Raw genomic sequence first — 24,343 nt, 5'->3', positions numbered from 1 at the left:
GGGGCACCGTAGCCGCGTCGGGCGGCGGGCAGCACCGGGTTATCGGGTCGGCAGACCCGCCGTCTCGGCCGCCGTGCGGAGCACCTCGCGCAGCATCTCGGGGGTGAGCTTGCCGGTGAAGGTGTTGCGCTGGCTGACGTGGAAGCAGCCGAAGAGGCTCAGGTCGGGTCCGTCGGGAGCGCCCAGCGTCACCTGTGCGCCGTGCCCGAAGGCCGGGCGGGGACGGGGCACGGTCCAGCCCGCCCCGGTGAACGCGGGCAGCGCGGCCTGCCAGCCGAAGGCACCGAGGACGACCACCGCGCGCAGCGTCGGCCGCAGCAGCTCCAGCTCCTGGACGAGCCAGGCACGGCAGGTGTCCCGCTCGGCGGGGGTGGGCTTGTTGGCGGGCGGGGCGCAGTGCACCGGGGAGGTGATGCGGACGCCGTACAGTTCCAGGCCGTCGTCCACGCGGACCGCGGTGGGCCGGGAGGCGAGGCCCACGTCGTACAGCGCGCGGTACAGGACGTCCCCGGAACGGTCGCCGGTGAACATCCGGCCGGTGCGGTTGCCGCCGTGTGCCGCGGGTGCCAGGCCGAGGATCAGCAGCCGCGCGTCCGGCGGGCCGAATCCGGGCACCGGCCTGCCCCAGTACGTCCAGTCGGCGAAGGCCGCCCGCTTGGTACGGGCCACCTCCTCCCGCCACTGCACCAGTCTCGGGCAGGCCCGGCAGCCCTCGATGCGCCGGTCGAGTACGGGAAGGCCGCCGTTGTCCATGTGTCCACCGTAAGTCCGTCACCGCTGGGCCCCGGAAAATGCGGCCCGTGCCACGGCGCCGGGCGGTTAAGGTCGTGGCATGGCTTCCGAGCACGACGAGGGCGGGAGCGGTCCGGTGGCCGCCCCGCAGGACGGTGCCGCTCCCGCCACGGGGGCAGCAGCAGCGGCAGCGGACCCGAAGACCGCCGCGGCGATCGCCGCCGCCGAGGCGGCCCGTCCGCAGAACGGCGAGAGCGTCCGCGTGGACAGTTGGATCTGGGCCGTCCGCCTGATCAAGACCCGTTCCCTGGGCGCCACCGCCTGCCGCGGCGGCCATGTCCGGGTCAACGGCGAGCGGGTGAAGCCCGCGTACGCGCTCCGCGTCGGCGACGAGGTACGCCTGCGGCACGAGGGCCGCGAACGCGTCGTCGTGGTGAAGCGGCTGATCCGCAAGCGCGTCGGTGCCCCGGTCGCCGTCCAGTGCTACGTCGACAACTCCCCGCCGCCCCCGCCCCGCGAGGCCGTCGCACCGGCCGGCATCCGCGACCGGGGCACCGGCCGGCCGACCAAGCGCGACCGACGCGAGATGGAACGGCTGCGCGGGCTGGAGGGCCTGAGCAGCTCCCGGAGGGACGCCGGCAACCGGCCCTGAGCAGCCGAACCGAGCCTGGCCGGCCGTGGCACAGGGCCCGCGCGTCGGCGAAGACCGCTCACCGCATCGGTACTCATCGCCGGACCGGCCACTTCCCGTGGCGCCGACGCTGCCACCGCCGTGCCGTCGCCCCTGCCCTCGCCGCTATGTCCGCCGTACGGGCACCGCCCTCACCCACGTCCCGTCGTCCGTGAGGTACCGGTCCACCGCGAGGCCCGCCTCGCCCAGTGCCCCTTCGAACTGCTCCTTGGTCAGCGGCCGGGCCCGGAAGGTCTGCGTCCAGACCGCGTCCGGGAATTCGTACTCCGCGCGGACCGCGTTGACGCCGTCGCCCACCGGGTCCGCCGACAGGATCCGGACGGTGAAGCCGCTGGGGTCCACCCGCTCCCGCGGCACGTTCGTGTGGTAGTCCGCCCCCTCTCGCTGGATCAGTACACAGCCGTCCTCCGCTACGTGCCGGGCACAGGTGCGCAGCAGTCCGCGCCGCACCTCGGCGTCCCCGGTGTGCACGAGGAACGACGCCAGCATCACCGCGTCGAAGCGCTCGTCGAGGTCGAGCTCCTCGATCGGGCTGCATATGGTGTGCGCCCCGCGCACGTGCTCCAGCATCTCGGCGGACTCGTCCACCGCGGTGACGGTGAAGCCCCGCTCCAGCAGGGGGTGGGTCATGCGTCCCACGCCGCTGCCCAGCTCCAGGATCCGCGCGCCCCCGGGCACGGCGGCGGCGACGATGTCCGGCTCGTCTCCGGCGGGCAGCCGTGCGTAGAGCTCGACCGCGCAGCCGTCCGGGGTGATGGCTCCGGGGCCCGTGCCCTGGTGTCCCTCTCGCATTTTCAGCTCCATGCCCGTCCAACGGCCCGCGCCCGCACGTCCGTTCCCCTCCACCTTTGGTTCACCCGACCGAGTGAACGGGCCGGGTCCCGCGGTGCGGCGGGTCCGGCCGCACGCCCCGGTTTCCCCGCGCCGCCCACCGGAGTACGTTCGTGGGAGGAGTGGTGAACCGATGCGTACGGGCAGTGAACCGGCCACCGCGCGCAGTGCGCTGCGGGCGCGGTTCTGGCTGAGCCTGTGGGGGCTGGTCTGGGCTGTCTTCGGGACGGCCGCCTTCGCGCTCACGGGGCGGTTCGGGTGGGCGCTGGCCTGCGGTGTGCTGTGGCTCGTCGCCACGGTCGACCTGACCGTGGTCCTCCGGCACATCCGCCAGGGCCCGCACTACCAGCCGGGCCGGAACATCCCGCCGTATCCGCCGCCGAAGCACTGATGCGGCGGAGCACTGGAGCACCGACCCGGGCACCGGGGCATCGACCCAGGCACCGAGCACTCACGCACCGAAAGCGCTGACCCCACCCGGCGGCAGCCGCTCCGGCGCGCCCGGACGACGACCGTCAGGAGTCGAACCGCGCCTGCTGCAGGTACTCCGGGTTCGGGTCCAGCGCCGCCGCGAGCCGGAAGTGGCGCCGTGCCTGGTCGGGACAGCCCCGCCGTTCGTAGGTGCGGGCCAGGGCGAAGTGCGCGAAGGCGTTGTCCGGCTCGCGCTCCAGCACGATCGTGAACTCCAGCTCGGCCGGTCTGAGCTGGGCCGCCGCGAAGAAGGCACGCGCGCGCAGCATCCGCGCGGCGGTGTTCTCGGGATGGGCGCCGATGACCCCGTCGAGCAGTTTCACCGCACCGCGCGGGTCCCGTGCCGCGAGCAGTTGCTCGGCGGCACGGAAGTCGATGACGTCCGTCTCCGGAGTACGTCCGGTCGGACCGCTTGTCTCGGGCACGGCTGCATCCTTCCCTCGCTGGAAGGGATCAACGCACGTCCCGGGGCCGCTATTCCGCGGGCCGTGGGGTGCGCGCCCTGCGCACGAGAGCGGCCCACAGCTCTTCCACGCGGCGCCGCAGCTCCTCCAGCGGCACGTCGTTGTCGACGACCACGTCCGCGATCTCCCGGCGCTGCTCGCGGGTTGCCTGCGCGGCCATGCGGGCCCGTGCGTCCTGCTCGGTCATGCCCCGCAGCCGGACCAGCCGGTCGAGCTGGGTGGCGGGGTCGGCGTCCACGACGACCACGACGTCGTAGAGCGGCGCCAGGCCGTTCTCGGTGAGCAGGGGAACGTCGTGGACGACGACGGCGTCTTCGGCGGCGGCCGCTTCGAGGGCCCGGGAGCGTTCGCCGACCAGGGGGTGCACGATGCCGTTCAGGACGGCCAGCCGGTCCGGGTCGGAGAAGACGATGGAGCCCAGTTTCGGCCGGTCCAGGGTGCCGTCCGCGGCGAGGACCTCCTCGCCGAAAGCCTCGACGACCGCGGCCAGCCCCGGCGTCCCGGGAGCGACGACCTCGCGCGCGATCCGATCGGCGTCGACGAGTACCGCCCCGTGCTCGACGAGCAGCCGGGACACCTCGCTCTTCCCGGCGCCGATCCCGCCGGTCAAGCCCACTTTCAGCATGAGCGGAAGCTTAGAGGGTGCCGGTCACGCCGTCAGTTGTCGCCCTCCCGCTCCGCCAGGAACCGTTCGAACTCGCGGCCGATCTCGTCCGCGGAGGGGATCTCGACGGGCTCGGCGAGCATGTTGCCCCGGGTCTCGGCGCCCGCCGCCGCGTCGTACTGGTGCTCCAGGCCCTGGACGAGGCCGGTCAGCTCCTCGTCGCCCTCCTGGATCTGCCGGTCGATCTCCGTCTGGGTGCGGTGGGCGTCGGTGCGCAGCGAGTGCGCGATGCCCGGCAGGACCAGACCGGTGGCCGCGGTGATCGCCTCCAGGACGGTCAGCGCCGCGTCCGGGTAGGGGGACCGTGCGACGTAGTGCGGAACGTGGGCGGCGACGCCGAGGACGTCGTGGCCCGCCTGCGCGAGCCGGTACTCGACGAGCGCCTCCGCGCTGCCGGGGACCTGCGCCTCCTCGAAGGGACTGCGGTGGCCCGGCACGAGGTCGGTGCGGGTGCCGTGCGGGGTGATGCCGACGGGCCGGGTGTGCGGGACGCCCATGGGAATGCCGTGGAAGCTCACGGCCAGGCGGACACCGAGCCGTTCCACGATCTGGCGCACGGCGGCGGCGAAGCGTTCCCACTCCACGTCCGGCTCGGGGCCCGACAGGATCAGGAACGGTGCTCCGGTGGCGTCCTGGGCGAGCCGCACCTCGATGGTGGGCTCCTCGTAGTCCGTCCAGGTGTCGCGCTTGAAGGTCAGCAGCGGACGGCGGGCCCGGTAGTCCACGAGCCGGTCGTGGTCGAACCGGGCGACGACCTGGTGGGGCAGCGAGTCGAGCACCTGGTCGACGATCTGGTCGCCGGTCTCGCCGGCGTCGATGTATCCGTCGAAGTGGTACAGCATGACCAGACCGGCCGACTCCTGGGCGAGTGCCATGTCGACGACGGCGAGGCCCTTCGGCTCCCAGGTGTACAAATCCTGCGGATCAAGCACGGTGACCGCTCCCCTCCTCGTGTTCGTCAGTGACAACGTCCGTACGGGGCGGGGCATTCCCGGCGGGGAACACCGAAGGGGCCGCACCTCGGAAGGTGCGGCCCCTCGGTCAACCGCTGTGCCTCAGCCGCTGTGTGTCAGCGGCCGGTGTTCAGCTTCAGCTCTGGCCGCCGGCCAGCTTCTCGCGCAGCGCGGCCAGCGCCTCGTCCGACGCCAGGGCGCCGGAGTTGTCGCCGCCCTCGGAGGAGTACGAGCCGCCGCCACCGCCGCCGGACGCGGCCTGGGCCGCACCCGCGGTGTCGACACCCTCGGCAGCGGCCTTCTCGTCCGCCTCGCGGGACTTGATGACCTGCGCCTGGTGCTGCTCGAAGCGCTGCTGGGCCTCGGCGTACTGCGTCTCCCAGGCCTCGCGCTGGGTCTCGTAGCCCTCGAGCCAGTCGTTGGTCTCGGGGTCGAAGCCCTCGGGGTAGATGTAGTTGCCCTGGTCGTCGTAGGACGCGGCCATGCCGTACAGGGTCGGGTCGAACTCAACCGCGGTCGGGTCGGCACCGAAGGCCTCGTTGGCCTGCTTCAGCGAGAGGCTGATGCGACGGCGCTCGAGGTCGATGTCGATGACCTTGACGAAGATCTCGTCGTTGACCTGGACGACCTGCTCCGGGATCTCCACGTGGCGCTCGGCCAGCTCGGAGATGTGGACCAGACCCTCGATGCCCTCGTCCACGCGGACGAACGCACCGAACGGCACCAGCTTCGTGACCTTGCCGGGCACGACCTGGCCGATCTGGTGGGTGCGGGCGAACTGCTGCCACGGGTCTTCCTGGGTCGCCTTCAGCGACAGGGAGACGCGCTCGCGGTCCATGTCGACGTCGAGGACCTCGACGGTGACCTCCTGGCCGACCTCGACGACCTCGGACGGGTGGTCGATGTGCTTCCAGGACAGCTCGGAGACGTGGACCAGACCGTCGACGCCACCCAGGTCCACGAAGGCACCGAAGTTGACGATCGAGGAGACGACGCCGGAACGGACCTGACCCTTCTGCAGGGTGGTGAGGAACGTCTGGCGGACCTCGGACTGGGTCTGCTCCAGCCAGGCACGGCGGGACAGGACCACGTTGTTGCGGTTCTTGTCCAGCTCGATGATCTTCGCCTCGAGCTCCTTGCCCACGTAGGGCTGGAGGTCGCGGACGCGGCGCATCTCGACCAGGGAGGCCGGGAGGAAGCCGCGGAGGCCGATGTCGAGGATGAGACCACCCTTGACGACCTCGATGACGGTACCGGTGACGATGCCGTCCTCTTCCTTGATCTTCTCGATGGTGCCCCAGGCACGCTCGTACTGGGCGCGCTTCTTCGAGAGGATCAGGCGGCCTTCCTTGTCCTCCTTCTGGAGGACCAGGGCCTCGATCTCGTCACCGACGGCGACGACCTCGTTGGGGTCGACGTCGTGCTTGATCGAGAGCTCGCGGCTCGGGATGACACCTTCGGTCTTGTAACCGATGTCGAGCAGGACCTCGTCCCGGTCGACCTTCACGATGACGCCGTCGACGATGTCGCCGTCGTTGAAGTACTTGATCGTCTCGTCGATCGCGGCGAGGAAGGCTTCCTCGTTACCGATGTCGTTGACCGCAACCTGCGGGGTGGTGGCGGTGGTCTCGGTGCTGCTCGTCATGTGGGAAAGGGCTCCGGTACGGACATTGAAGTCGTAGGTACTGCTTGCGCCGGGAGCCCGTTTCGCTCTGCAGAAGCCGGACAGCCAAGGAAGCGTCACCCGAATCCACTGGTGATGCCTCGAGAACCGAGGGGACATACAACAGATGCGAGCGCGACCTGCTACGTCTGAGGTGCGCAGGCCCGCAGCGCAACTTGTAGCATACGGGGGCAGCCGGGCAGGGTCAATGCACGAAGCCGCACACCCGGGGCGGATCGCCGCATACCCGGCACAGAAGTTGCTCCCCGAGGAGCCCGCAGACTAGTACGAGGGAGCCGGTCATCCAAGAGCCCGTAACGTCCGAGGCCGCAGCGGGGCCCTTCGGAGCCGAAGAAGCCGAGCCCGAGGCCACCCGGCGTGCGGCCGGTGTCACGGAGAGTTCCCGCGCCAACCGCGGCTGGTGGGACCGGAACGCGGACGAGTACCAGACCGAGCACGGCACCTTCCTCGGCGACGACCGCTTCGTGTGGTGTCCCGAGGGCCTGGACGAGGTGGAGGCCGAGCTGCTCGGCCCGCCGGAGGAGCTGAAGGGCAAGGACGTCCTGGAGATCGGCGCCGGCGCCGCCCAGTGCTCGCGCTGGCTGACCGCCCAGGGCGCCCGCCCGGTGGCCCTGGACCTCTCCCACCGCCAGCTCCAGCACGCGCTGCGCATCGGCGGCTCGTTCCCGCTGGTGTGCGCCGACGCCTCGGTGCTGCCCTTCGCGGACGGCTCGTTCGACCTGGCGTGCTCGGCGTACGGGGCGCTGCCGTTCGTCGCCGACCCGCGGCTGGTGCTGCGGGAGGTGCACCGGGTGCTGCGGCCCGGCGGCCGCTTCGTCTTCTCCGTCACGCATCCGCTGCGCTGGGCGTTCCCGGACGAGCCCGGTCCCGAGGGGCTGTCGGTGTCCGCGTCGTACTTCGACCGCACGCCGTACGTCGAGCAGGACGAGGAGGGTCTCGCGGTGTACGTCGAGCACCACAGGACGCTCGGCGACCGGGTGCGGGACGTGGTGACGTCCGGGTTCCGGCTGGTGGACCTCGTGGAGCCGGAGTGGCCGGACTGGAACACCTCGGAGTGGGGCGGCTGGTCGCCGCTGCGCGGGCACCTGATCCCGGGAACGGCGATCTTCGTCTGCGAGCGGGACTGAGGCGCAGCGGGACTGCGCCGGGGCGGGTCCACGCGCGCGTGGAGGGTGCTTTCGCGGACGTACGACACTGGGGGCGTGATCCGTTACGACGCCCTGGACGCGCTGCCCGTGCGCGGTGCCCTGCCCGCGCTGCACGAGGCCCTGGAGGGGCACGGCACGGCGGTGCTGGTCGCGCCGCCCGGCACCGGCAAGACGACGCTGGTGCCGCTGGCACTGGCCGGTCTGCTGGACGGGGCGGACGCCTCCGCGCGGCGCGTGGTCGTGGCCGAGCCGCGGCGGATCGCGGCGCGGGCCGCGGCGCGGCGGATGGCGTGGCTGCTCGGTGAGCGGCCGGGCGGGCGGATCGGGTACACGGTGCGCGGTGAACGGGTCGTCGGGCCCCACGCGCGCGTGGAGGTCGTCACGACCGGTGTGCTGCTGCAGCGCCTCCAGCGGGACCAGGAACTGACGGGCGTCGACACGGTGGTGCTGGACGAGTGCCACGAGCGGCATCTGGACGCGGACACGACGGCGGCGTTCCTGTGGGACGTGCGGCAGGCCCTGCGGCCGGAGCTGCGGCTGGTGGCCGCGTCCGCCACGACCGATGCCGAGGGCTGGTCCCGGCTGCTGGGCGGCGCGCCGGTCGTCGAGGCGCCGGGCGTGTCGTATCCCGTCGAGGTCGTGTGGGCGCCTCCGGCGCGTCCGGTGCGGCCGCCGCACGGGATGCGGGTCGACCCGGCCCTGCTCGCGCACGTGGCGTCGGTGGTGCGCCGGGCGCTGGCCGAGCGGGACGGGGACGTGCTGTGTTTCCTGCCGGGAGTCGGTGAGATCGCCCGCGTCGCCGGGCTGTTGGGGGCGCCCGGGGACGTCGACGTGCTCCAGGTGCACGGGCGGGCCCCCGCGGCCGTGCAGGACGCGGTGCTGGCTCCCGGGGCGCGGCGCAGGGTGGTGCTGGCGACCTCGGTGGCCGAGTCGTCGCTGACGGTTCCGGGCGTGCGGGTGGTCGTGGACGCGGGCCTCGCGCGGGAGCCGCGGGTGGACCACGCGCGGGGGCTGAGCGCGCTGACGACGGTACGGGCCTCGCGGGCGGCGGCACGGCAGCGGGCGGGCCGGGCCGGCCGTGAGGCGCCGGGGGTGGTGTACCGCTGCTGGGCGGAGGCGGAGGACGCCCGTCTGCCGCCGTTCCCGGCGCCGGAGATCAAGGTGGCCGACCTGACGGCGTTCGCGCTGCAGGCGGCCTGCTGGGGCGATCCGGACGCGTCCGGTCTCGCGCTGCTCGATCCGCCGCCGGGCGGGGCCATGTCGGCCGCCCGGTCGGTGCTGGCGGCGGTGGGCGCGGTGGACGCGGCCGGGCGGGCGACGGAGCGCGGCGCACGGCTGGCCCGCCTCGGGCTGCATCCCCGGCTGGGCCGGGCGCTCCTGGACGCGCCGGAGCTGAGCGCGGAGGTGTCGCGCCGGTCCGGTTCGCGGGCGGCGGCAGCGCCTCCGGGCGCCGGGGCGGTGCCCGCGGGCGGGAGTGCCGCGGCGGGCGGCGGCCCGGCCCCGCGGGGCCCTGCGGGCGGCACCACGTGGGCGGCCGGTCCCGACGCCTCCGGGGACGGCGGGTCCGGCACGCTCCCCTCCGGGACCGGCGGCTCCGGAACGGGGGCATCCGGCTCGGCCGGGAACCGGACCGGCGGTTCCGGAACAGGCTCCTGGGACGCGGAGAGCGAGGTGGTCGCCGAAGTGGTGGGGCTGTTGAGCGAGGAGGCGCCGCGGGAGTACGGGGACGATCTTCCGGGCGCGCTGCGGGCGGCCCGGCGGGGCGGGGACGCCTACGGGGCACGGTGGCGGGCCGAGGTGCGGCGGCTGCGGGGTGCCGCGGACGGTGCCTCCGGCGGGCGCGCGCGGCAGCGGGCCGGGGACGACGTGCTCGCCGGGCTGGTGGCCGCTCTGGCGTTTCCCGAGCGGGTGGCCAGGAAGGAGGGCGGTTCGTACCTGATGGTGTCCGGCACCCGGGCGGAGCTGGCGGAGGCGTCCGCGCTGCGCGGGGCGCGGTGGATCGCCGTCGCCGTGGCCGACCGGCCCGTGGGCAGGGGGCACGCGCGCGTGCAGCTCGGCGCGGTCGTCGACGAGGACGTCGCGCGGCTCGCGGCGCGGGCGCTGCTGACGGAACGGGACGAGGTGCACTGGGCCGACGGCGACGTGGTGGCCCGGCGCGTCGAACGGCTCGGGGCGGTGGAGCTGGCGGTGCGGCCGCTCGCCGGCGCCGACCCGCGTCTCGTACGGGGCGCGCTGCTGGAGGGGTTGCGGCGGGAAGGGTTCGGGCTGCTGCGCCGGCCGGCCGATTTCGAGCTGCTGCGCAAGCGTCTCGCGTTCCTGCGACGGCACCTGGGCGAGCCCTGGCCGGACGTCGCCGACGAGGCGCTCCTCGACCGCGTGGACGAGTGGCTGGAACCGGAGTTGGGCCGGGCGCGGCGGCGGGCGGACCTGGGCCGGATCGACGCGCCCGAGGCGCTGACCCGGCTGCTGCCCTGGGCCTCCGGGGAGGCGGCACGGCTCGACGAGCTGGCCCCGGAGCGGATCACCGTCCCCAGCGGGTCCAGGGTCCGGGTCGACTACGGCAATCCCGAACAGCCCGTCCTCGCGGTGAAGTTGCAGGAGATGTTCGGGCTCCAGCGGTCGCCGGAGGTCGCGGGGGTGCCTCTCCTCGTGCACCTGCTCTCCCCCGCCGGGCGACCCGCCGCGGTCACCGCCGACCTGGCCTCCTTCTGGCGGGACGGGTACCGGGGCGTCCGCGCGGAGCTGCGCGGCCGGTACCCGAAGCACCCGTGGCCGGAGGACCCCGCCACCGCGGAGCCCACCCGGCACACCAAGGCCCGGCCGGGCCGGTGACCGCGCACCCGGGGGCGTCGCACCGGGCCCGCGGTCACGCCTCCGGTTCGGCCGAGGGGCTTTCGGACGGCGCGGTGGACGGGTCCGGCGTCGGTTCGGCCGCCTCGGCCACCTTCAAGGTGATGTCGAGGGTGGCGCCGCCCGCCGTTGTCAGGCGCAGGACGTACGTGCCCTCGGCGTCGTCGGCGTACAGCTTCGGGAGCCGCAGCAGGCCCTTGGCGTCGGTCGTCAGGCCGGTGAGGGTGCGGACGGGCTTGCCGTCGGCGTCCTTGAAGTAGGGGCCCTTGTCGTTCTCGGCCGGGTCGGCGTCCGACTTGACGAGGGTGGCCGTGACGGCGACCTTGTCCGCGACGGCGCCCTTGAGCGTGGCCTTCACCTCGACCGGCGCGGCGAACTCGCCGCCCGGCGTGCACGTCAGTTCGGCGTCGGTGGTGCGGGTGAGGGTGTCGGCGACGCGCTCGGTGACGGTGGCCTTGTAGTCGAGGCCCGGGACGGAACGGCCGATCACGGTGGCGCGGACGGTGAACGCCCCGGTCTGCTCGCCGGCCACCAGCGCGGGCGCGACGGCCACGCCGGAGGCGTTGGTGGTGACCGCGGCGACCTTCTCGCCGCCGGTGAAGGCGGCGTCCGTGTCGCCCAGGATGGTGAAGCGGACGCGGACCTTGCCGACGGCTTCGCCGTCCTCCGTCTCGGCGCGGGTGCTGATCCTCTTGGCGAAGATCTCGCCCGCGGTCGCGGTGAGCCCGGTGGTGCCGGCGTTCTCCAGGTGGTGCACGGTGTCGGTGGGCGTGGGCGTCGGCGTGGGGGTCCCGGTCGGCGGCGCCGGGTCCGTCGGGGGCTTGGTGCCCGGATTCCCGGGGCTGGTGGGCTTGCCCGGTGTCGACGGCTTGGCCGGCGTCGACGGCTTGCCCGGGGACCGGTCCGGGCCGGGCGACGCCGTGCCGGGGGTCCTGGGCCCGCTGCTCCCGCCCGTGCGGCCCGGCGAGGAGGGGCCGGCGCCCGCGAAGGGGGCGTCGCTGCGGCCCACCGGGAGGCTGCCGGTGCCGTCCGGGATCTCGTGGGTGCCCCTGCGGTAGTGCTCCAGCCACGACAGGACCGTGTTGAGGTAGTCCTGCGAGTTGTTGTAGCTGAGGATCGCGCGGTTGAGGTCGGCCTGGTCGGACAGGTCCCAGCCGAAGCGGCACAGGTAGTGGCCGGCGGCGAGCGCGGCGTCGTAGACGTTGTTGGGGTCCTTCTTGCCGTCGCCGTTGCCGTCGCGGCCCGCCCACGCCCAGGTGGAGGGGATGAACTGCATGGGGCCGACGGCGTTGTCGTAGCTGCTGTTGCCGTCGTAGACGCCGTTGTCGGTGTCCTTGATGAGCGCGAAGCCGTTGCCGTCGAGCTGCGGGCCGATGATCCTGCCGATCGTGGTGCCGTTGGCGTCGACGCGGCCGCCGCGGGCCTGACCGGACTCCACCTTGCCGATGGCGGCGAGCAGTTGCCACGGCAGGTTGCAGCCGGGCTTGGCACGGCGCAGCTCCGACTCGGCCTTCTTGTAGGCGTCGAGGACGGTCGCGGGAATGCCGGCCTCGGACGCGCCCGGCGACGTGGGAATCCCCGTGGTGGGGGCGGGGCTGGGGCTGTTGAGGGGCGGCAGGTCGGTGTAGTAGGGCGAGTTGCCGGTGGCGCTCTCGGTGGCGGGCGTGTCGGACGACGGCACGTTGTCGGCGGCGGTCTGCCTGCCGTTGCTGTCGGCCGTCACGTCGGGGGCCTGGGACGCGGACAGGGCCGCGACCACGACCGCCGCGACGGTGGTGGTGACCGCCGCCTTGCGGAGCCTCCTGTCGAAATGCGCCGCCATAGAGTGACCCCTCCCCTGGACGCCCGCGCGTCCTGCTCCGTGCGTCTTGTGCCGTCGTGCTCGCCCGTTGTACCCGCTGTGCCCGTCCTGTTGTGACGATCGTGGGGCCCCTACGGTTGCACCACACCCCTCCGAGCACGGTGTTCGTCCGTTCGACCGTACGGTGCCGCAGGCGACCCTACGACAACTTGCTTTGCACGGGCACCCGTTCGTGCCCGGTATTCACCGGTTGGCCACATGCGCCGCGGGCCGCGCTCAGTACGGGGCCGGACCGGCGCGTCGTGCGCCCAGGGTGTCGGCGGGCGCGACGAACACGGTGAAGGTGCGGGTGGGGCGGGGGCGCGGCAGCAGGGTGAGGGCGAGGGCGAGGTAGCCGCGGAGCAGGTCGGCCCACTGGTGCCGGGCGTCGGCCCGCTGGTGCCGGGCCGGAGACTCCCGCGGGCCGCTGGTCGCCGTGGTGTCGGTCGGCGCAGGGGCCCGGCGGGCGAGTCTGCGGCGGAGGTCCTTCGCGGTGCGGTGCAGGACCGTGGCGGGGGTGGAGGGGGTGCGGCCGGTACTTGCGCCCGGTGCGCAGACCGGGACCGGGAGGTGTGGCACGCGGGCGGGTCCGTCGGTGCGTGCCCGTGCCGGTGTCGTCCGGTGGTGGAGCATGCGTATACCCATGCCCGCATCCTGGGGCGAGTGCGGGGGCGGGGCGTTTCCTCGGGGGCCACCGGAGTGACGGGGACGGGCGGGCGGGTGGAACCGGGCGCCGTCCGGCGGGGGCCGGGCGGACGAGCGCCCCGCCCCGGCGCCGTCCGTGCCCGGTGTCGCGGTGGGCGGGCGGGCGGCCCGATGCGGCGAAGTGCCGCTGCGCCCGCCCTCACCCCCGACTTCACCCAAGCGGGCTTCACCGCCCCAGCAGCCCCCCGGCCAGGACGGCGGCGCTAGTGGGCTGCCGACTCCCAGTCGTCGCCCGCGCCCACCGAGACGCCCAGGGGGACCCTGAGCCGCACCGCGTTGGCCATTTCCCGGCGGACCAGTTCTTCCGCCGCCTTGCGTTCGCCCGGGGCGATCTCCAGGACGATTTCGTCGTGGACCTGGAGGAGCATGCGGGAGCGGAGGCCGGCCTCGCTCAGCGCCTTGTCCACGTTGAGCATGGCGATCTTGACGATGTCGGCCGCCGTGCCCTGGATCGGTGCGTTCAGGGCCATGCGCTCGGCCGCCTCGCGGCGCTGGCGGTTGTCGCTGTTGAGGTCGGGCAGGTAGCGGCGGCGGCCGAAGAGGGTGGCCGTGTAGCCGGTGGCCCGTGCCTCGTCGACGACGCGGCGCAGGTAGTCGCGTACGCCGCCGAAGCGCTCGAAGTAGGCGTCCATCAGGCCGCGGGCCTCGGCCGCCTCGATGTTGAGCTGCTGGGAGAGGCCGAAGGCGGACAGGCCGTACGCCAGCCCGTAGGACATGGCCTTGATCTTGCGGCGCATCTCCGCGTCCACGGCCGACTGCTCGACGGAGAAGACCTGGGCGGCGGCGGTGGTGTGCAGGTCCTCGCCGGAGGTGAACGCCTCGATCAGGCCCGCGTCCTCGGAGAGGTGTGCCATCACCCGCAGCTCGATCTGGCTGTAGTCGGCCGTCATCAGGGACTCGAAGCCCTCGCCGACCACGAAGCCGCGGCGGATGGCGCGGCCCTCGTCGGTGCGGACCGGGATGTTCTGCAGGTTCGGGTCCGTGGAGGAGAGGCGGCCGGTCGCGGCGACGGTCTGGTTGAACGTGGTGTGGATGCGGCCGTCCGCGGCGATCGTCTTGATCAGGCCCTCCACCGTGACCCGCAGCTTGGCCTGCTCGCGGTGGCGCAGCATGATCACCGGCAGCTCGTTGTCCGTCTGGGCGGCAAGCCAGGCCAGGGCGTCGGCGTCGGTGGTGTAGCCGGTCTTGGTCTTCTTGGTCTTGGGCAGGTTCAGCTCGCCGAAGAGGACCTCCTGGAGCTGCTTGGGCGAGCCCAGGTTGAACTCCCGTCCGGCCGCCGCGTGGGCCTCCTTCACCGCCTGCTGGACGGCGCCCGCGAACATCTGCTCCATGGCCCGGAGGTGTTCCCGGTCGGCCGCGATGCCGTGCCGCTCCATGCGGGCGAGCAGGGCGGACGTGGGCAGCTCCACGTCGCGCAGCAGGTCGGCGGCGCCGACGTCGGCGAGGCGGCCCTCGAAGGCCTCGCCCAGGTCGAGGATGGCGCGGGCCTGCACCATCAGCGCCTCGGCCTCGGCGCCCTCGTCCGTGCCGAAGGCGAGCTGCCCGTCGGCCGCGGCGGCGGGGGCCAGCTCGCGGTGCAGGTACTCCAGGGACAGCGCGTCCAGGTCGAAGGAGCGGCGGCCCGGCTTGACCAGGTAGGCGGCCAGCGCGGTGTCCATGCCCACGCCGGCGAGGCTCCAGCCGTGCTCGGCGAAGACGCGCATCGCGTCCTTGGCGTTGTGCAGGACCTTCGGCCGCCCGGGGTCGGAGAGCCAGGCCCGGAACGCCCTCTCGTCGGCCTCGTCGCTCTCCGTCGGGTCGAACCAGGCGGCCTTCCCGTCGGCCGCCGCCAGCGCGACCTCGGTGACCGAGCCGGTGCCCAGCGCCCAGGTGTCAACCGTGGCCACGCCGAGCGGCTGCTGCCCGTGCTCGGCGAGCCAGCCGGCCAGCTCGCCCGTGCCCAGCACCGTGCCGTCCAGTTCCACGCCGTCCGCGACCACCGGGGCGGCCTCGGCCTCCGCGGCGCCCGGGTCCACGGCGTAGAGCCGCTCGCGCAGGGAGGGGTTGCGGATCTCCAGGGTGTCCAGGATCATCGCGACGCCCTTGCGGTCGTACGCGCTCCGCTCCAGGTCGGCGACGGTCCTCGGCAGCTCGACCCGGCGCTCCAGCTCGGTGAGCCGGCGGTTGAGCTTGACGGACTCCAGGTGGTCGCGGAGGTTCTGCCCGGCCTTGCCCTTGACCTCGTCGACGCGCTCGACCAGCTCCGCGAAGGATCCGAACTGGTTGATCCACTTCGCTGCCGTCTTCTCGCCCACGCCGGGGATGCCGGGCAGGTTGTCGGACGGGTCGCCGCGCAGCGCCGCGAAGTCGGGGTACTGGGCGGGGGTCAGTCCGTACTTCTCGAAGACCTTCTCCGGGGTGAAGCGGGTCAGCTCGGAGACGCCCTTGGTCGGGTACAGCACCGTGGTGTGCTCGCTGACGAGCTGGAAGGAGTCCCGGTCGCCGGTGACGATCAGGACGTCGAAGCCCTCGGCCTCGGCCTGGGTGGCGAGGGTGGCGATGACGTCGTCCGCCTCGAAGCCCTCGACGGCGAAGCGGGGGACGTGCATGGAGTCGAGCAGCTCGCCGATCAGCTCGACCTGCCCCTTGAACTCGTCCGGGGTCTTGGAGCGGTTCGCCTTGTACTCGGTGAACTCCTCGGACCGCCAGGTCTTGCGGGAGACGTCGAACGCCACCGCGAAGTGCGTGGGCGCCTCGTCACGCAGGGTGTTGGCCAGCATCGACGCGAAGCCGTAGATCGCGTTGGTCGGCTGGCCCGTCGCGGTCGTGAAGTTCTCCGCGGGCAGCGCGAAGAACGCGCGGTACGCCAGCGAGTGCCCGTCCATGAGCATCAGCCGCGGTCGGCCGCCGGAGGTGCTGTCGGTCTTCTTCGATGCTGTCTTCGCCACGACACCGATCCTGCCACGTGCCACTGACACTCGGCCCCGCCCTCGCCGTTCCGCGCCGGGCGCCCGACGGCGCCCCCGCAGGTTCCGCGAGCTTTGCTCACCACCTCCGCCCCTCCCGGACCGCCTCGGCGCCGACGGGGCGTGCGAGGATCGGAGACGTACTTCACAACGCGTAGGCGAAGGAGCGCGCGATGGCGAGCAAGCCGCCCAAGGGTGACCCGGTTCAGGACGCGCCGCAGGTCTCGGAACCCAAGCACGCGGCGGCGGGCATCCCCGCCATCGGCCACACCCTGCGGATCGCGCAACGGCAGATGGGTGTGCGGCGGACGGCGCTGACGCTGCTGAACGTCAACCAGAAGGACGGCTTCGACTGCCCGGGCTGCGCCTGGCCGGAGGGCGACCACCGGCACAAGGCGGAGTTCTGCGAGAACGGCGCGAAGGCCGTGGCCGAGGAGGCCACCCTGCGCCGGGTCACCCCGGAGTTCTTCGCCGCGCACCCCGTGGCCGACCTCGCGACCCGCAGCGGCTACTGGCTGGGCCAGCAGGGCCGGCTGACGCACCCGGTGTACCTGCCCGAGGGCGGCGAGCACTACGAGCCGGTCACCTGGGAGCGCGCCTTCGACATCGTCGCGGAGGAGATCGCCGCGCTGGACTCGCCCGACGAGGCCGTCTTCTACACCTCGGGGCGCACCAGCAACGAGGCGGCGTTCCTCTACCAGCTCTTCGCCCGCGAGCTGGGCACCAACAACCTGCCGGACTGCTCCAACATGTGCCACGAGTCGTCCGGCTCGGCCCTGTCCGAGACCATCGGCGTCGGCAAGGGCAGCGTCCTGCTGGAGGACCTGTACGAGTCCGACCTGATCATCGTGGCCGGCCAGAACCCGGGCACCAACCACCCGCGGATGCTCTCGGCCCTGGAGAAGGCCAAGGCGAACGGCGCGCGGATCATCAGCGTCAATCCGCTGCCCGAGGCGGGTCTGGAGCGTTTCAAGAATCCGCAGACCCCCAAGGGCCTGACCGCGGGCGCCTCCCTCACCGACCTGTTCCTGCAGATCCGTCTCGGCGGCGACCAGGCCCTGTTCCGGCTCCTCAACAAGCTGATCCTGGAGACCGAGGGCGCGGTCGACGAGGCGTTCGTCGAGGAACACACGCACGGCTACGAGGAGTTCGCCGCGGCGGCCCGCGCCGCCGACTGGGACCGGACGCTCGCGGCGACCGGTCTCTCGCGCGCGGAGATCGAGGAGGCGCTGCGCATGGTGCTCGCCTCGAAGCGCACCATCGTGTGCTGGGCGATGGGCCTGACCCAGCACAAGCACTCGGTGCCGACGATCCGCGAAGTGGTCAACTTCCTTCTGCTGCGCGGCAACATCGGGCGCCCCGGTGCGGGCGTGTGCCCGGTGCGCGGCCACTCCAACGTGCAGGGCGACCGCACGATGGGCATCTTCGAGCGGCCCGCGCCCGCGTTCCTGGACGCCCTGGAGAAGGAGTTCGGCTTCGCCCCGCCGCGCGAGCACGGCTACGACGTCGTGCGGGCCATCCGCGCGCTGCGCGACGGCGAGGCGAAGGTCTTCTTCGCCATGGGCGGCAACTTCGTCTCCGCCTCGCCCGACACGGAGGTCACCGAGGCGGCCATGCGCCGCGCGCGGCTCACCGTGCACGTGTCGACGAAGCTGAACCGCTCGCACGCGGTCACGGGCGCGCGGGCGCTGATCCTGCCGACGCTGGGCCGCACCGAGCGCGATCTGCAGGGCGGCGGCGAGCAGTTCGTGACCGTGGAGGACTCCATGGGCATGGTGCACGCCTCCCGCGGCAGGCTGGAGCCCGCGAGCCGGCACCTGCTGTCCGAGCCGGCGATCGTGTGCCGGCTGGCGCGCCGGGTGCTGGGCGAGGAGAGCCGCACGCCGTGGGAGGAGTTCGAGAAGGACTACGCGACGATCCGCGACCGCATCGGGCGTGTCGTGCCGGGCTTCGAGGACTTCAACGCGCGCGTGGCGCACCCCGGGGGCTTCGCGCTGCCGCACGCCCCGCGCGACGAGCGGCGCTTCCCGACGGCCACCGGGAAGGCCAACTTCACCGCCGCGCCGGTGGAGTTCCCCGAGCTGCCCGAGGGCCGCCTGCTGCTGCAGACGCTGCGCTCGCACGACCAGTACAACACCACCATCTACGGCCTGGACGACCGTTACCGGGGCATCAGGAACGGCCGCCGGGTCGTCCTGGTCAACCCCGAGGACGCCCGGAGGCTGGACGTCGCGGACGGCGCGTACGTCGACCTGGTGAGCGAGTGGCGGGACGGGGTGGAGCGGCGGGCGCCCGGTTTCCGCGTCGTGCACTACCCGACGGCCCGGGGCTGCGCGGCGGCGTACTACCCGGAGACCAACGTCCTGGTGCCGCTGGACGCCACCGCGGACACCAGCAACACCCCGGCCAGCAAGTCCGTGGTCGTCCGTCTGGAACAATCGGCGACCGACTGAGCGTTTGCTCAGCAACGTGGCCGGCCGGTCACGCCGGTCGTGGCGGCCGGCCGGCGGGCCCCCGACGGATCGAGGAAACGGAGCCGGCCCATGGGCGAGCAGCAGCAGGTGCAGTTCCCGCAGGAGGTCATCGACGAGTACGCCGCGCTCGGCGTCGACCTGCCCGCGCTGTTCTCCGCCGGTCATCTGGGCACCCGCATGGGCGTCCAGATCGTCGAGGCGTCGGCGGACCGGGTCGTAGGCACCATGCCCGTGGAGGGCAACACCCAGCCGTACGGCCTGCTGCACGGCGGCGCCTCTGCCGTGCTGGCCGAGACGCTCGGGTCGGTCGGCTCGATGCTGCACGGCGGCGCCTCGAAGATCGCCGTCGGTGTCGACCTGAACTGCACCCACCACCGCGGCGTCCGCTCCGGCCTGGTCACCGGGGTGGCCACGCCGGTGCACCGGGGCCGCTCGACGGCGACGTACGAGGTCGTGATCAGCGACGAGCAGGACCGCCGGGTGTGCACGGCCCGGCTGACCTGCCTGCTGCGGGACGTGAACCCCGGCGACGCGGCCCCGGCGCGCGCGGCGGGCTGAGCGCCGAGCGCCGGGTGCCCCACGCCCTGCACCAGGCGCCGGGCACCAGGCGCCGGCCTCGGGCACCGGGGCGCCGGGGCACCTGGCACCGGGCACCGGGGCACCGGGCGTGCGGGACGCTGGACGGCGGGGCGCCCTGCGGCGACCATCAGTCGATGGGACTGTCGAACCGTCAGTACGGCGCTCCGCGAAAGGCCGTGGACGCGGCGCGGGCCGCCGGGCGAGACCAAGGCGCCTGCGAGGCCGTGCGGTTGACCGGCGCTCAGGCATGGCGGACACGCGCCGAGGGGCACCGCGACGGCGGTCCGGGCCACGGCCCGCGGCTGTCGTGAGCGGGATCGGCCCCGTCGAGCCGGGCGAGGACACCCTCGTGAGGGAGGCACCGCCACCCCGTCCGCGCGGCCGCCTCGCCCGGGCCTGCGCACGCCACCGCAGGACCCTCCTCGTCTGCGGCGCCGCCCTCCTCGTCCCGGCGGGCGGCGGTTACCTGTACGCGAGCCGGCCGCAGCCGAGCCCCCCTCCCCCGCCGCCCTACCCGTCCCAGGCGGTCGACCTCGTCTACATGGCCCCGGCGACCGGCTCCCCGGGACCCGCGGCCGACGGTTTCACCTTCACGGTGCTGCTGAGCGTGCGCTCGGGACCGCCCGTCACCGTGACCCGGCTGACCCAGCCCTACGACGGCCTGTCGGCGACCACCTCCCCCGCGGCACCTTTCCAGACAAATTCGCATTCCGCCCGCAAGATCATCGTGACCCTCCGGGTGACGGAATGTGAAAAAGCGCCCCGGAATCCCGGACTCCCTTTCCTGGATGTAACACTGCGTAATACGCGCGCAATAGAGGCCCACAGTTTCATCCTGGGCGCGCGCTATGCGCACGACCTCTCCAGGACCCTGGAGGCCGCCTGCGGCAAGGATTCCAGGTAATCACCAAAACGCCCCAGACACCTGAACACGCCCCGTCGGTCCTGCGGGTTCTCAGCATGCGGACAGGGCGAATCGGCCTGAATTCAGCCCTTCTTCCCAGCCAGTACCGCTCTGCAATACCAAGTGTCATAACAAGAGAGTCACAGCCTGAGTCAGACCCTCCTCCACCTTCCCTGCACACGCCTAGAGTCACGGCCAGTCACCGCGCCGTCGGATTGTCATTTCGGCCCCGCGCTCGACTCGGCCGTCTCCACGGGGAAGCGGCCGTGCCAGGGAAAGGACTGATCGTGCGTCAACGTTCGCTCATCGCCATCACCGCCGCTCTGGCGGCGGGAGCGCTCACCCTCACCGCCTGCGGCTCGCGCGACGACGACGGCGGCGGCTCCGACTCCGGCAACGGCGGCGGTGGCACCACCGTCGTCATCGGCGTCGACGCCCCGCTGACCGGCGACCTGTCCGCGCTCGGCCTCGGCATCAAGAACTCGGTGGACCTGGCGGCCAAGACCGCCAACAAGGAGAAGCACGTCGAGGGCGTCACCTTCAAGGTCGAAGCCCTCGACGACCAGGGCCAGGCCTCCGTCGGCCAGCAGAACGCCACCAAGCTCGTCGCCAACAAGGACGTGCTCGGCGTCGTCGGTCCGCTGAACTCCTCCGTCGGCGAGTCCATGCAGAAGGTCTTCGACACCGCCAAGCTGGTCGAGGTCTCCCCCGCCAACACCAACCCCGCCCTCAGCCAGGGCGTGGACTGGCAGACCAAGAAGGTCCGGCCGTACAAGTCGTACTTCCGCACCGCGACCACGGACGCCATCCAGGGCCCGTTCGCCGCGCAGTACGTCTACAACGACGCCAAGAAGAAGAAGGTCTTCGTCATCGACGACAAGAAGACCTACGGCGCCGGCCTCGCCGCCACCTTCACCGACGAGTTCAAGAAGCTCGGCGGCGAGGTCGTCGGCACCGAGCACATCAACCCCGAGAGCAAGGACTTCAGCGCGGTCGCCACCAAGGTCAAGAACGCGGGCGCCGACGTCGTCTACTACGGCGGCGAGTACCCGCAGGCCGGTCCGCTGAGCAAGCAGATCAAGGAAGCCGGCGCCAAGATCCCGCTGGTCGGCGGCGACGGCATCTACAGCGCCGACTTCATCAAGCTGGCGGGTGCCGCGGGCACCGGCGACCTCGCCACCTCGGTCGGCGCGCCCGTCGAGGAGCTCCCCTCCGCCAAGGAGTTCGTCGCCAACTACAAGAGCGCCGGCTACAAGGAGGCCTACGAGGCGTACGGCGGCTACTCCTACGACTCGGCGTGGGCGATCATCGAGGCCGTCAAGAAGGTCGTCGAGGACAACGACGGCAAGCTTCCCGACGACGCCCGCGCCAAGGTCGTCGACGCGATGCAGAACGTCTCCTTCGACGGAGTGACCGGCAAGGTCTCCTTCGACGAGTTCGGTGACGCCACCAACAAGCAGCTCACCGTGTACTCCGTCAAGGACGGGGCGTGGGGCACCGTGAAGTCCGGCACCTTCACCGGCTGATCACCGCCCGCACCACTCCCAAGAGCCGCGCGGGGCGCTGTTCCACTGGCGTCCCGCGCGGACTCGCATCCGGCCCCATCCGTCGAAGCATCGCGAAAGTCTCGGAGGACATGCGGTGAACGAACTGCCGCAGCAGCTGGTCAACGGCCTGCTACTGGGATCCATGTACGGCCTGGTCGCCATCGGCTACACAATGGTCTACGGCATTGTCCAGCTCATCAACTTCGCCCACGGCGAGATCTTCATGGTCGGCGCCTTCGGCGCCCTCACCGTACATCTGTACGTCTTGCCCGACGGCACCTCCATCTGGGTGGCCCTGCCCCTGATGCTGCTCGGCGCCGTGATCGTCTCGGTCCTCGTCGCCATCGGAGCGGAACGGTTCGCCTACCGCCCGCTGCGCGGCGCGCCCCGCCTGGCCCCGCTCATCACCGCCATCGGTCTCTCCCTGGCGCTCCAGCAGGCCGTCTGGGCCTTCTACCCCGAGGCCAAGTCCAAGCTGCCCTTCCCGCAGATCGAGGGCGGCCCCTTCAGCATCGGCAGTGCCACGCTGCAGACCGGCGACATCTTCCTGCTGATCGCCGCACCCCTCAGCATGGCCTTCCTCGCCTACTTCGTGCTGCGCACCCGCACCGGACGCGGCATGCAGGCCACCGCGCAGGACCCCGACACCGCGAAGCTGATGGGCGTCAACACCGACCGCATCATCGTGGTCGCCTTCGCCCTCGGTGCCGTCTTCGCCGCCGTCGGAGGCGTCGCCAGCGGCCTCAAGTACGGCCAGATCGACTTCAAGATGGGCTTCATCCTCGGCCTCAAGGCCTTCACCGCGGCGGTCCTCGGCGGCATCGGCAACATCTACGGCGCCATGATCGGCGGGGTGGTCCTCGGCGTGGTCGAGACCCTGGCCACCGCCTACATCGCCGACATCCCCGGCCTGGACAAGTTCGGCAGCCAGTCCTGGGCCGAAGTCTGGGCCTTCATCCTCCTCATCCTCGTGCTGTTGTTCAGGCCACAGGGCCTGCTCGGCGAACGCGTTGCGGACAGGGCGTGACACCGATGACCACACAGACTCCCCCTTCCACCGCCCCGGCCGCCCCCGCCACGACCACGCCCACCGGCCTCATCGGCATACCCGCGCATCTCGGCCGCGCCCTCGCCACCGGCGGCAGCGCCCTCGCGGTCGTCTCCACGTTCCTCGCGTGGACCTGGACCGCCGAGTTCCCCGGCGACCTCACCGTCTACGGCTACCCCGGCGGCCTCCAGGTCCTCGTCCTCGTGGGCGGCGCACTCGCCACCCTGCTCGGACTCTCGTCCTACGGCGTCAAGGGACTGGGCTGGCTCACCCCGTCCGGCGGCGACGCCGCCCTCAAGTACGCCACGCTGGGCACCTTCGCCACCGCCTGGTACACCGTCCTCGCCATCAGCTTCGACCTGGGCGGCCTGGTCAACCTGGAGCCCGGCGGCTACGTCGTCGCGGCCGCCACGCTGATCGCCCTCGTCGGCGCCCTCGCCCTTCCCTTCGAGCGGCCGGAACCCGACCCGTTCGACCCGGACGACACCGGCTGGGAGCGGTTCAAGCACGACAGCGGCCACCGCTGGGCCACCGTGCGGGCCGCCTTCACCTCGCACAGCCCCGGCCCCGTGCGCGCCCTGCCGTCCTACGTCGAGATCCTGATCATCGTCGCGGTCCTGGCCCTCGCCCTGGTGATCTTCACCTACGGCATCGGCACCGAGTACGACGAGCTCTTCGTCGGGTTCCTGATCACCGCCGGCTTCGGGTTCAGCGCCCTCAACCGCTCCGGCCTGATCGCCCATGCCTCGCAGATCACCGCACGGCACCAGAACATCACCGTCTGCGGTGCCTTCGTCGCCGCGGCCTGCTTCCCCTTCACACAGACCGACGACCAGTACGCGACCCTCGGCGTCTACATCCTCATCTTCGCCACGGTCGCCCTCGGTCTCAACATCGTCGTCGGCCTCGCCGGCCTGCTCGACCTCGGCTACGTCGCCTTCCTCGGCGTCGGCGCCTACGCGGCCGCCCTGGTCTCCGGCTCGCCCAGCTCACCGCTCGGCGTCCACTTCCCGTTCTGGGCCGCCGTACTCGTCGGGGCCGTGGCCTCCCTGATCTTCGGCGTGCTCATCGGCGCCCCGACCCTGCGGCTGCGCGGCGACTACCTCGCCATCGTCACCCTCGGCTTCGGTGAGATCTTCCGCATCGCGGTCAACAACACCGACGGCACCTCGGGTCCGGACATCACCAACGGCTCCAACGGCATCGCGTCCATCCCGGACCTGAACATCCTCGGCTTCGACCTCGGCGTCCAGCACGACATCGCCGGGTTCACCATCGGCCGGTTCGCGAACTACTTCTTCCTGATGCTCCTCATCACGGCCGTGGTCGTCCTCGTCTTCCGGCGCAGCGGCGACTCGCGCATCGGCCGTGCCTGGGTCGCCATCCGCGAGGACGAGACCGCGGCACTCGCCATGGGCATCAACGGCTTCCGCGTCAAGCTCATCGCCTTCGCCGTCGGCGCCACCCTCGCCGGTCTCGCCGGCACCGTCCAGGCGCACGTCACCTACACCGTGACCCCGGAGCAGTACCTGTTCGCCGGCACCACCCCGCCCAACTCCGCCTTCCTGCTCGCCGCGGTCGTCCTCGGCGGCATGGGCACCATCGCCGGACCCCTCATCGGTGCCGCGCTGCTCTTCCTGATCCCCAACAAGCTCCAGTTCCTCGGCGACTACCAGCTCCTCGCCTTCGGTCTCGCGCTGGTCCTGCTGATGCGCTTCCGGCCCGAGGGACTCATCCCCAACCGGCGCCGCAAGCTGGAGTTCCACGAAGAGGCCGACGCGCCCACAGTCCTGAGCAAGACAGGGGCCTGACC

The 24,343-nt window shown here is 72.4% G+C and carries 19 protein-coding genes; 10 read left to right on the top strand and 9 right to left on the bottom strand.

What is annotated here, in order from left to right; all coding sequences use genetic code 11:
- Positions 1–39: 39 nt before the first annotated feature.
- Positions 40–753 (bottom strand): uracil-DNA glycosylase, encoded by a 714-nt coding sequence (locus IG88_RS0106715; protein WP_031036011.1) that lies wholly within the window; start codon positions 751–753, stop codon positions 40–42.
- Between the two features lie 79 nt (positions 754–832).
- On the opposite strand from IG88_RS0106715, the gene IG88_RS0106710 reads away from it, so the two are divergent.
- The gene (locus IG88_RS0106710; protein WP_031036009.1) at positions 833–1,384 is read left to right on the top strand and encodes an RNA-binding S4 domain-containing protein; all 552 of its coding nucleotides are present in this window, start codon (positions 833–835) and stop codon (positions 1,382–1,384) included.
- A 144-nt stretch (positions 1,385–1,528) separates the two neighbouring features.
- Here the strand turns inward: IG88_RS0106710 and IG88_RS0106705 are convergent, their stop codons facing one another.
- Positions 1,529–2,215, bottom strand: coding sequence for a class I SAM-dependent methyltransferase (locus IG88_RS0106705; RefSeq protein ID WP_107452068.1), 687 nt, complete (start codon positions 2,213–2,215; stop codon positions 1,529–1,531).
- Positions 2,216–2,387: 172 nt separating this feature from the next.
- Between IG88_RS0106705 and IG88_RS0106700 the strand changes: the two genes are divergently transcribed.
- Entirely contained in the window at positions 2,388–2,645 is a 258-nt protein-coding gene (locus IG88_RS0106700; protein ID WP_031036005.1) for a DUF6343 family protein, read from the top strand.
- 124 nt (positions 2,646–2,769) lie between these two features.
- On the opposite strand, the gene IG88_RS0106695 is transcribed toward IG88_RS0106700, so the two are convergent.
- The 4 genes from IG88_RS0106695 to rpsA form a co-directional block, all read right to left on the bottom strand.
- Positions 2,770–3,150 (bottom strand): tetratricopeptide repeat protein, encoded by a 381-nt coding sequence (locus tag IG88_RS0106695; RefSeq protein ID WP_031036003.1) that lies wholly within the window; start codon positions 3,148–3,150, stop codon positions 2,770–2,772.
- Positions 3,151–3,199: 49 nt separating this feature from the next.
- Positions 3,200–3,814, bottom strand: coding sequence for a dephospho-CoA kinase (gene coaE, locus IG88_RS0106690; RefSeq protein WP_031036001.1), 615 nt, complete (start codon positions 3,812–3,814; stop codon positions 3,200–3,202).
- 32 nt (positions 3,815–3,846) lie between these two features.
- Complete coding sequence (locus tag IG88_RS0106685; RefSeq protein WP_030404505.1) at positions 3,847–4,785, bottom strand: PAC2 family protein; 939 nt, start codon at positions 4,783–4,785, stop codon at positions 3,847–3,849.
- 157 nt (positions 4,786–4,942) lie between these two features.
- Positions 4,943–6,451, bottom strand: coding sequence for a 30S ribosomal protein S1 (rpsA, locus tag IG88_RS0106680; RefSeq protein ID WP_030404504.1), 1,509 nt, complete (start codon positions 6,449–6,451; stop codon positions 4,943–4,945).
- A 320-nt stretch (positions 6,452–6,771) separates the two neighbouring features.
- On the opposite strand from rpsA, the gene IG88_RS0106675 reads away from it, so the two are divergent.
- Positions 6,772–7,617: a class I SAM-dependent methyltransferase gene (locus IG88_RS0106675; protein ID WP_051851789.1), complete on the top strand. Its 846-nt coding sequence runs from the start codon at positions 6,772–6,774 to the stop codon at positions 7,615–7,617.
- Between the two features lie 75 nt (positions 7,618–7,692).
- Complete coding sequence (locus IG88_RS0106670; RefSeq protein WP_031035999.1) at positions 7,693–10,470, top strand: ATP-dependent RNA helicase; 2,778 nt, start codon at positions 7,693–7,695, stop codon at positions 10,468–10,470.
- Between the two features lie 34 nt (positions 10,471–10,504).
- On the opposite strand, the gene IG88_RS0106665 is transcribed toward IG88_RS0106670, so the two are convergent.
- From IG88_RS0106665 to polA, 3 genes are all read right to left on the bottom strand, one after another.
- On the bottom strand, positions 10,505–12,310 hold the full coding sequence (locus IG88_RS0106665) for a lytic transglycosylase domain-containing protein (RefSeq protein WP_031035997.1): 1,806 nt from the start codon (positions 12,308–12,310) through the stop codon (positions 10,505–10,507).
- Between the two features lie 255 nt (positions 12,311–12,565).
- A complete protein-coding gene (locus tag IG88_RS0106660) occupies positions 12,566–12,973 on the bottom strand; it encodes a hypothetical protein (RefSeq protein WP_199807422.1) in 408 nt (135 codons plus the stop codon).
- 263 nt (positions 12,974–13,236) lie between these two features.
- Positions 13,237–15,960 carry a DNA polymerase I gene (polA, locus tag IG88_RS0106655; RefSeq protein WP_031035993.1) on the bottom strand — a complete coding sequence of 908 codons (2,724 nt, stop codon included), beginning with the start codon at positions 15,958–15,960 and terminating at the stop codon, positions 13,237–13,239.
- A 191-nt stretch (positions 15,961–16,151) separates the two neighbouring features.
- Here polA and IG88_RS0106650 point away from each other — a divergent pair, with 191 nt between their 5' ends.
- The 6 genes from IG88_RS0106650 (at position 16,152) to IG88_RS0106625 (ending at position 24,341) form a co-directional block, all read left to right on the top strand.
- The gene (locus IG88_RS0106650; RefSeq protein ID WP_031035991.1) at positions 16,152–18,431 is read left to right on the top strand and encodes an FdhF/YdeP family oxidoreductase; all 2,280 of its coding nucleotides are present in this window, start codon (positions 16,152–16,154) and stop codon (positions 18,429–18,431) included.
- 90 nt (positions 18,432–18,521) lie between these two features.
- Positions 18,522–19,010 carry a PaaI family thioesterase gene (locus tag IG88_RS0106645; protein WP_031035989.1) on the top strand — a complete coding sequence of 163 codons (489 nt, stop codon included), beginning with the start codon at positions 18,522–18,524 and terminating at the stop codon, positions 19,008–19,010.
- Between the two features lie 328 nt (positions 19,011–19,338).
- Entirely contained in the window at positions 19,339–19,935 is a 597-nt protein-coding gene (locus IG88_RS0106640; RefSeq protein WP_031035988.1) for a hypothetical protein, read from the top strand.
- Positions 19,936–20,222: 287 nt separating this feature from the next.
- On the top strand, positions 20,223–21,461 hold the full coding sequence (locus tag IG88_RS0106635) for a branched-chain amino acid ABC transporter substrate-binding protein (RefSeq protein ID WP_031035986.1): 1,239 nt from the start codon (positions 20,223–20,225) through the stop codon (positions 21,459–21,461).
- Positions 21,462–21,576: 115 nt separating this feature from the next.
- The gene (locus IG88_RS0106630; RefSeq protein WP_031035984.1) at positions 21,577–22,509 is read left to right on the top strand and encodes a branched-chain amino acid ABC transporter permease; all 933 of its coding nucleotides are present in this window, start codon (positions 21,577–21,579) and stop codon (positions 22,507–22,509) included.
- A gap of 5 nt (positions 22,510–22,514) precedes the next feature.
- A complete protein-coding gene (locus IG88_RS0106625) occupies positions 22,515–24,341 on the top strand; it encodes a branched-chain amino acid ABC transporter permease (protein ID WP_031035982.1) in 1,827 nt (608 codons plus the stop codon).
- The last annotated feature ends 2 nt before the right edge of the window (positions 24,342–24,343 follow it).

The sequence above is a fragment of the Streptomyces sp. NRRL F-5650 genome (assembly GCF_000721365.1).
GTDB lineage: Bacteria > Actinomycetota > Actinomycetes > Streptomycetales > Streptomycetaceae > Streptomyces > Streptomyces ardesiacus.
This window is presented reverse-complemented; position numbering and strand designations above follow the sequence as displayed.

Excerpts from the sequence above, each read along its gene's own strand:
- IG88_RS0106715 (WP_031036011.1), bottom strand. The coding sequence starts at position 753 with ATGGACAACGGCGGCCTTCCCGTACTCGACCGGCGCATCGAGGGCTGC.
- IG88_RS0106710 (WP_031036009.1), top strand. The coding sequence starts at position 833 with ATGGCTTCCGAGCACGACGAGGGCGGGAGCGGTCCGGTGGCCGCCCCG.
- IG88_RS0106705 (WP_107452068.1), bottom strand. The coding sequence starts at position 2,215 with ATGCGAGAGGGACACCAGGGCACGGGCCCCGGAGCCATCACCCCGGAC.
- IG88_RS0106700 (WP_031036005.1), top strand. The coding sequence starts at position 2,388 with ATGCGTACGGGCAGTGAACCGGCCACCGCGCGCAGTGCGCTGCGGGCG.
- coaE (WP_031036001.1), bottom strand. The coding sequence starts at position 3,814 with ATGCTGAAAGTGGGCTTGACCGGCGGGATCGGCGCCGGGAAGAGCGAG.
- rpsA (WP_030404504.1), bottom strand. The coding sequence starts at position 6,451 with ATGACGAGCAGCACCGAGACCACCGCCACCACCCCGCAGGTTGCGGTC.
- IG88_RS0106665 (WP_031035997.1), bottom strand. The coding sequence starts at position 12,310 with ATGGCGGCGCATTTCGACAGGAGGCTCCGCAAGGCGGCGGTCACCACC.
- IG88_RS0106660 (WP_199807422.1), bottom strand. The coding sequence starts at position 12,973 with ATGGGTATACGCATGCTCCACCACCGGACGACACCGGCACGGGCACGC.
- IG88_RS0106650 (WP_031035991.1), top strand. The coding sequence starts at position 16,152 with ATGGCGAGCAAGCCGCCCAAGGGTGACCCGGTTCAGGACGCGCCGCAG.
- IG88_RS0106645 (WP_031035989.1), top strand. The coding sequence starts at position 18,522 with ATGGGCGAGCAGCAGCAGGTGCAGTTCCCGCAGGAGGTCATCGACGAG.
- IG88_RS0106625 (WP_031035982.1), top strand. The coding sequence starts at position 22,515 with ATGACCACACAGACTCCCCCTTCCACCGCCCCGGCCGCCCCCGCCACG.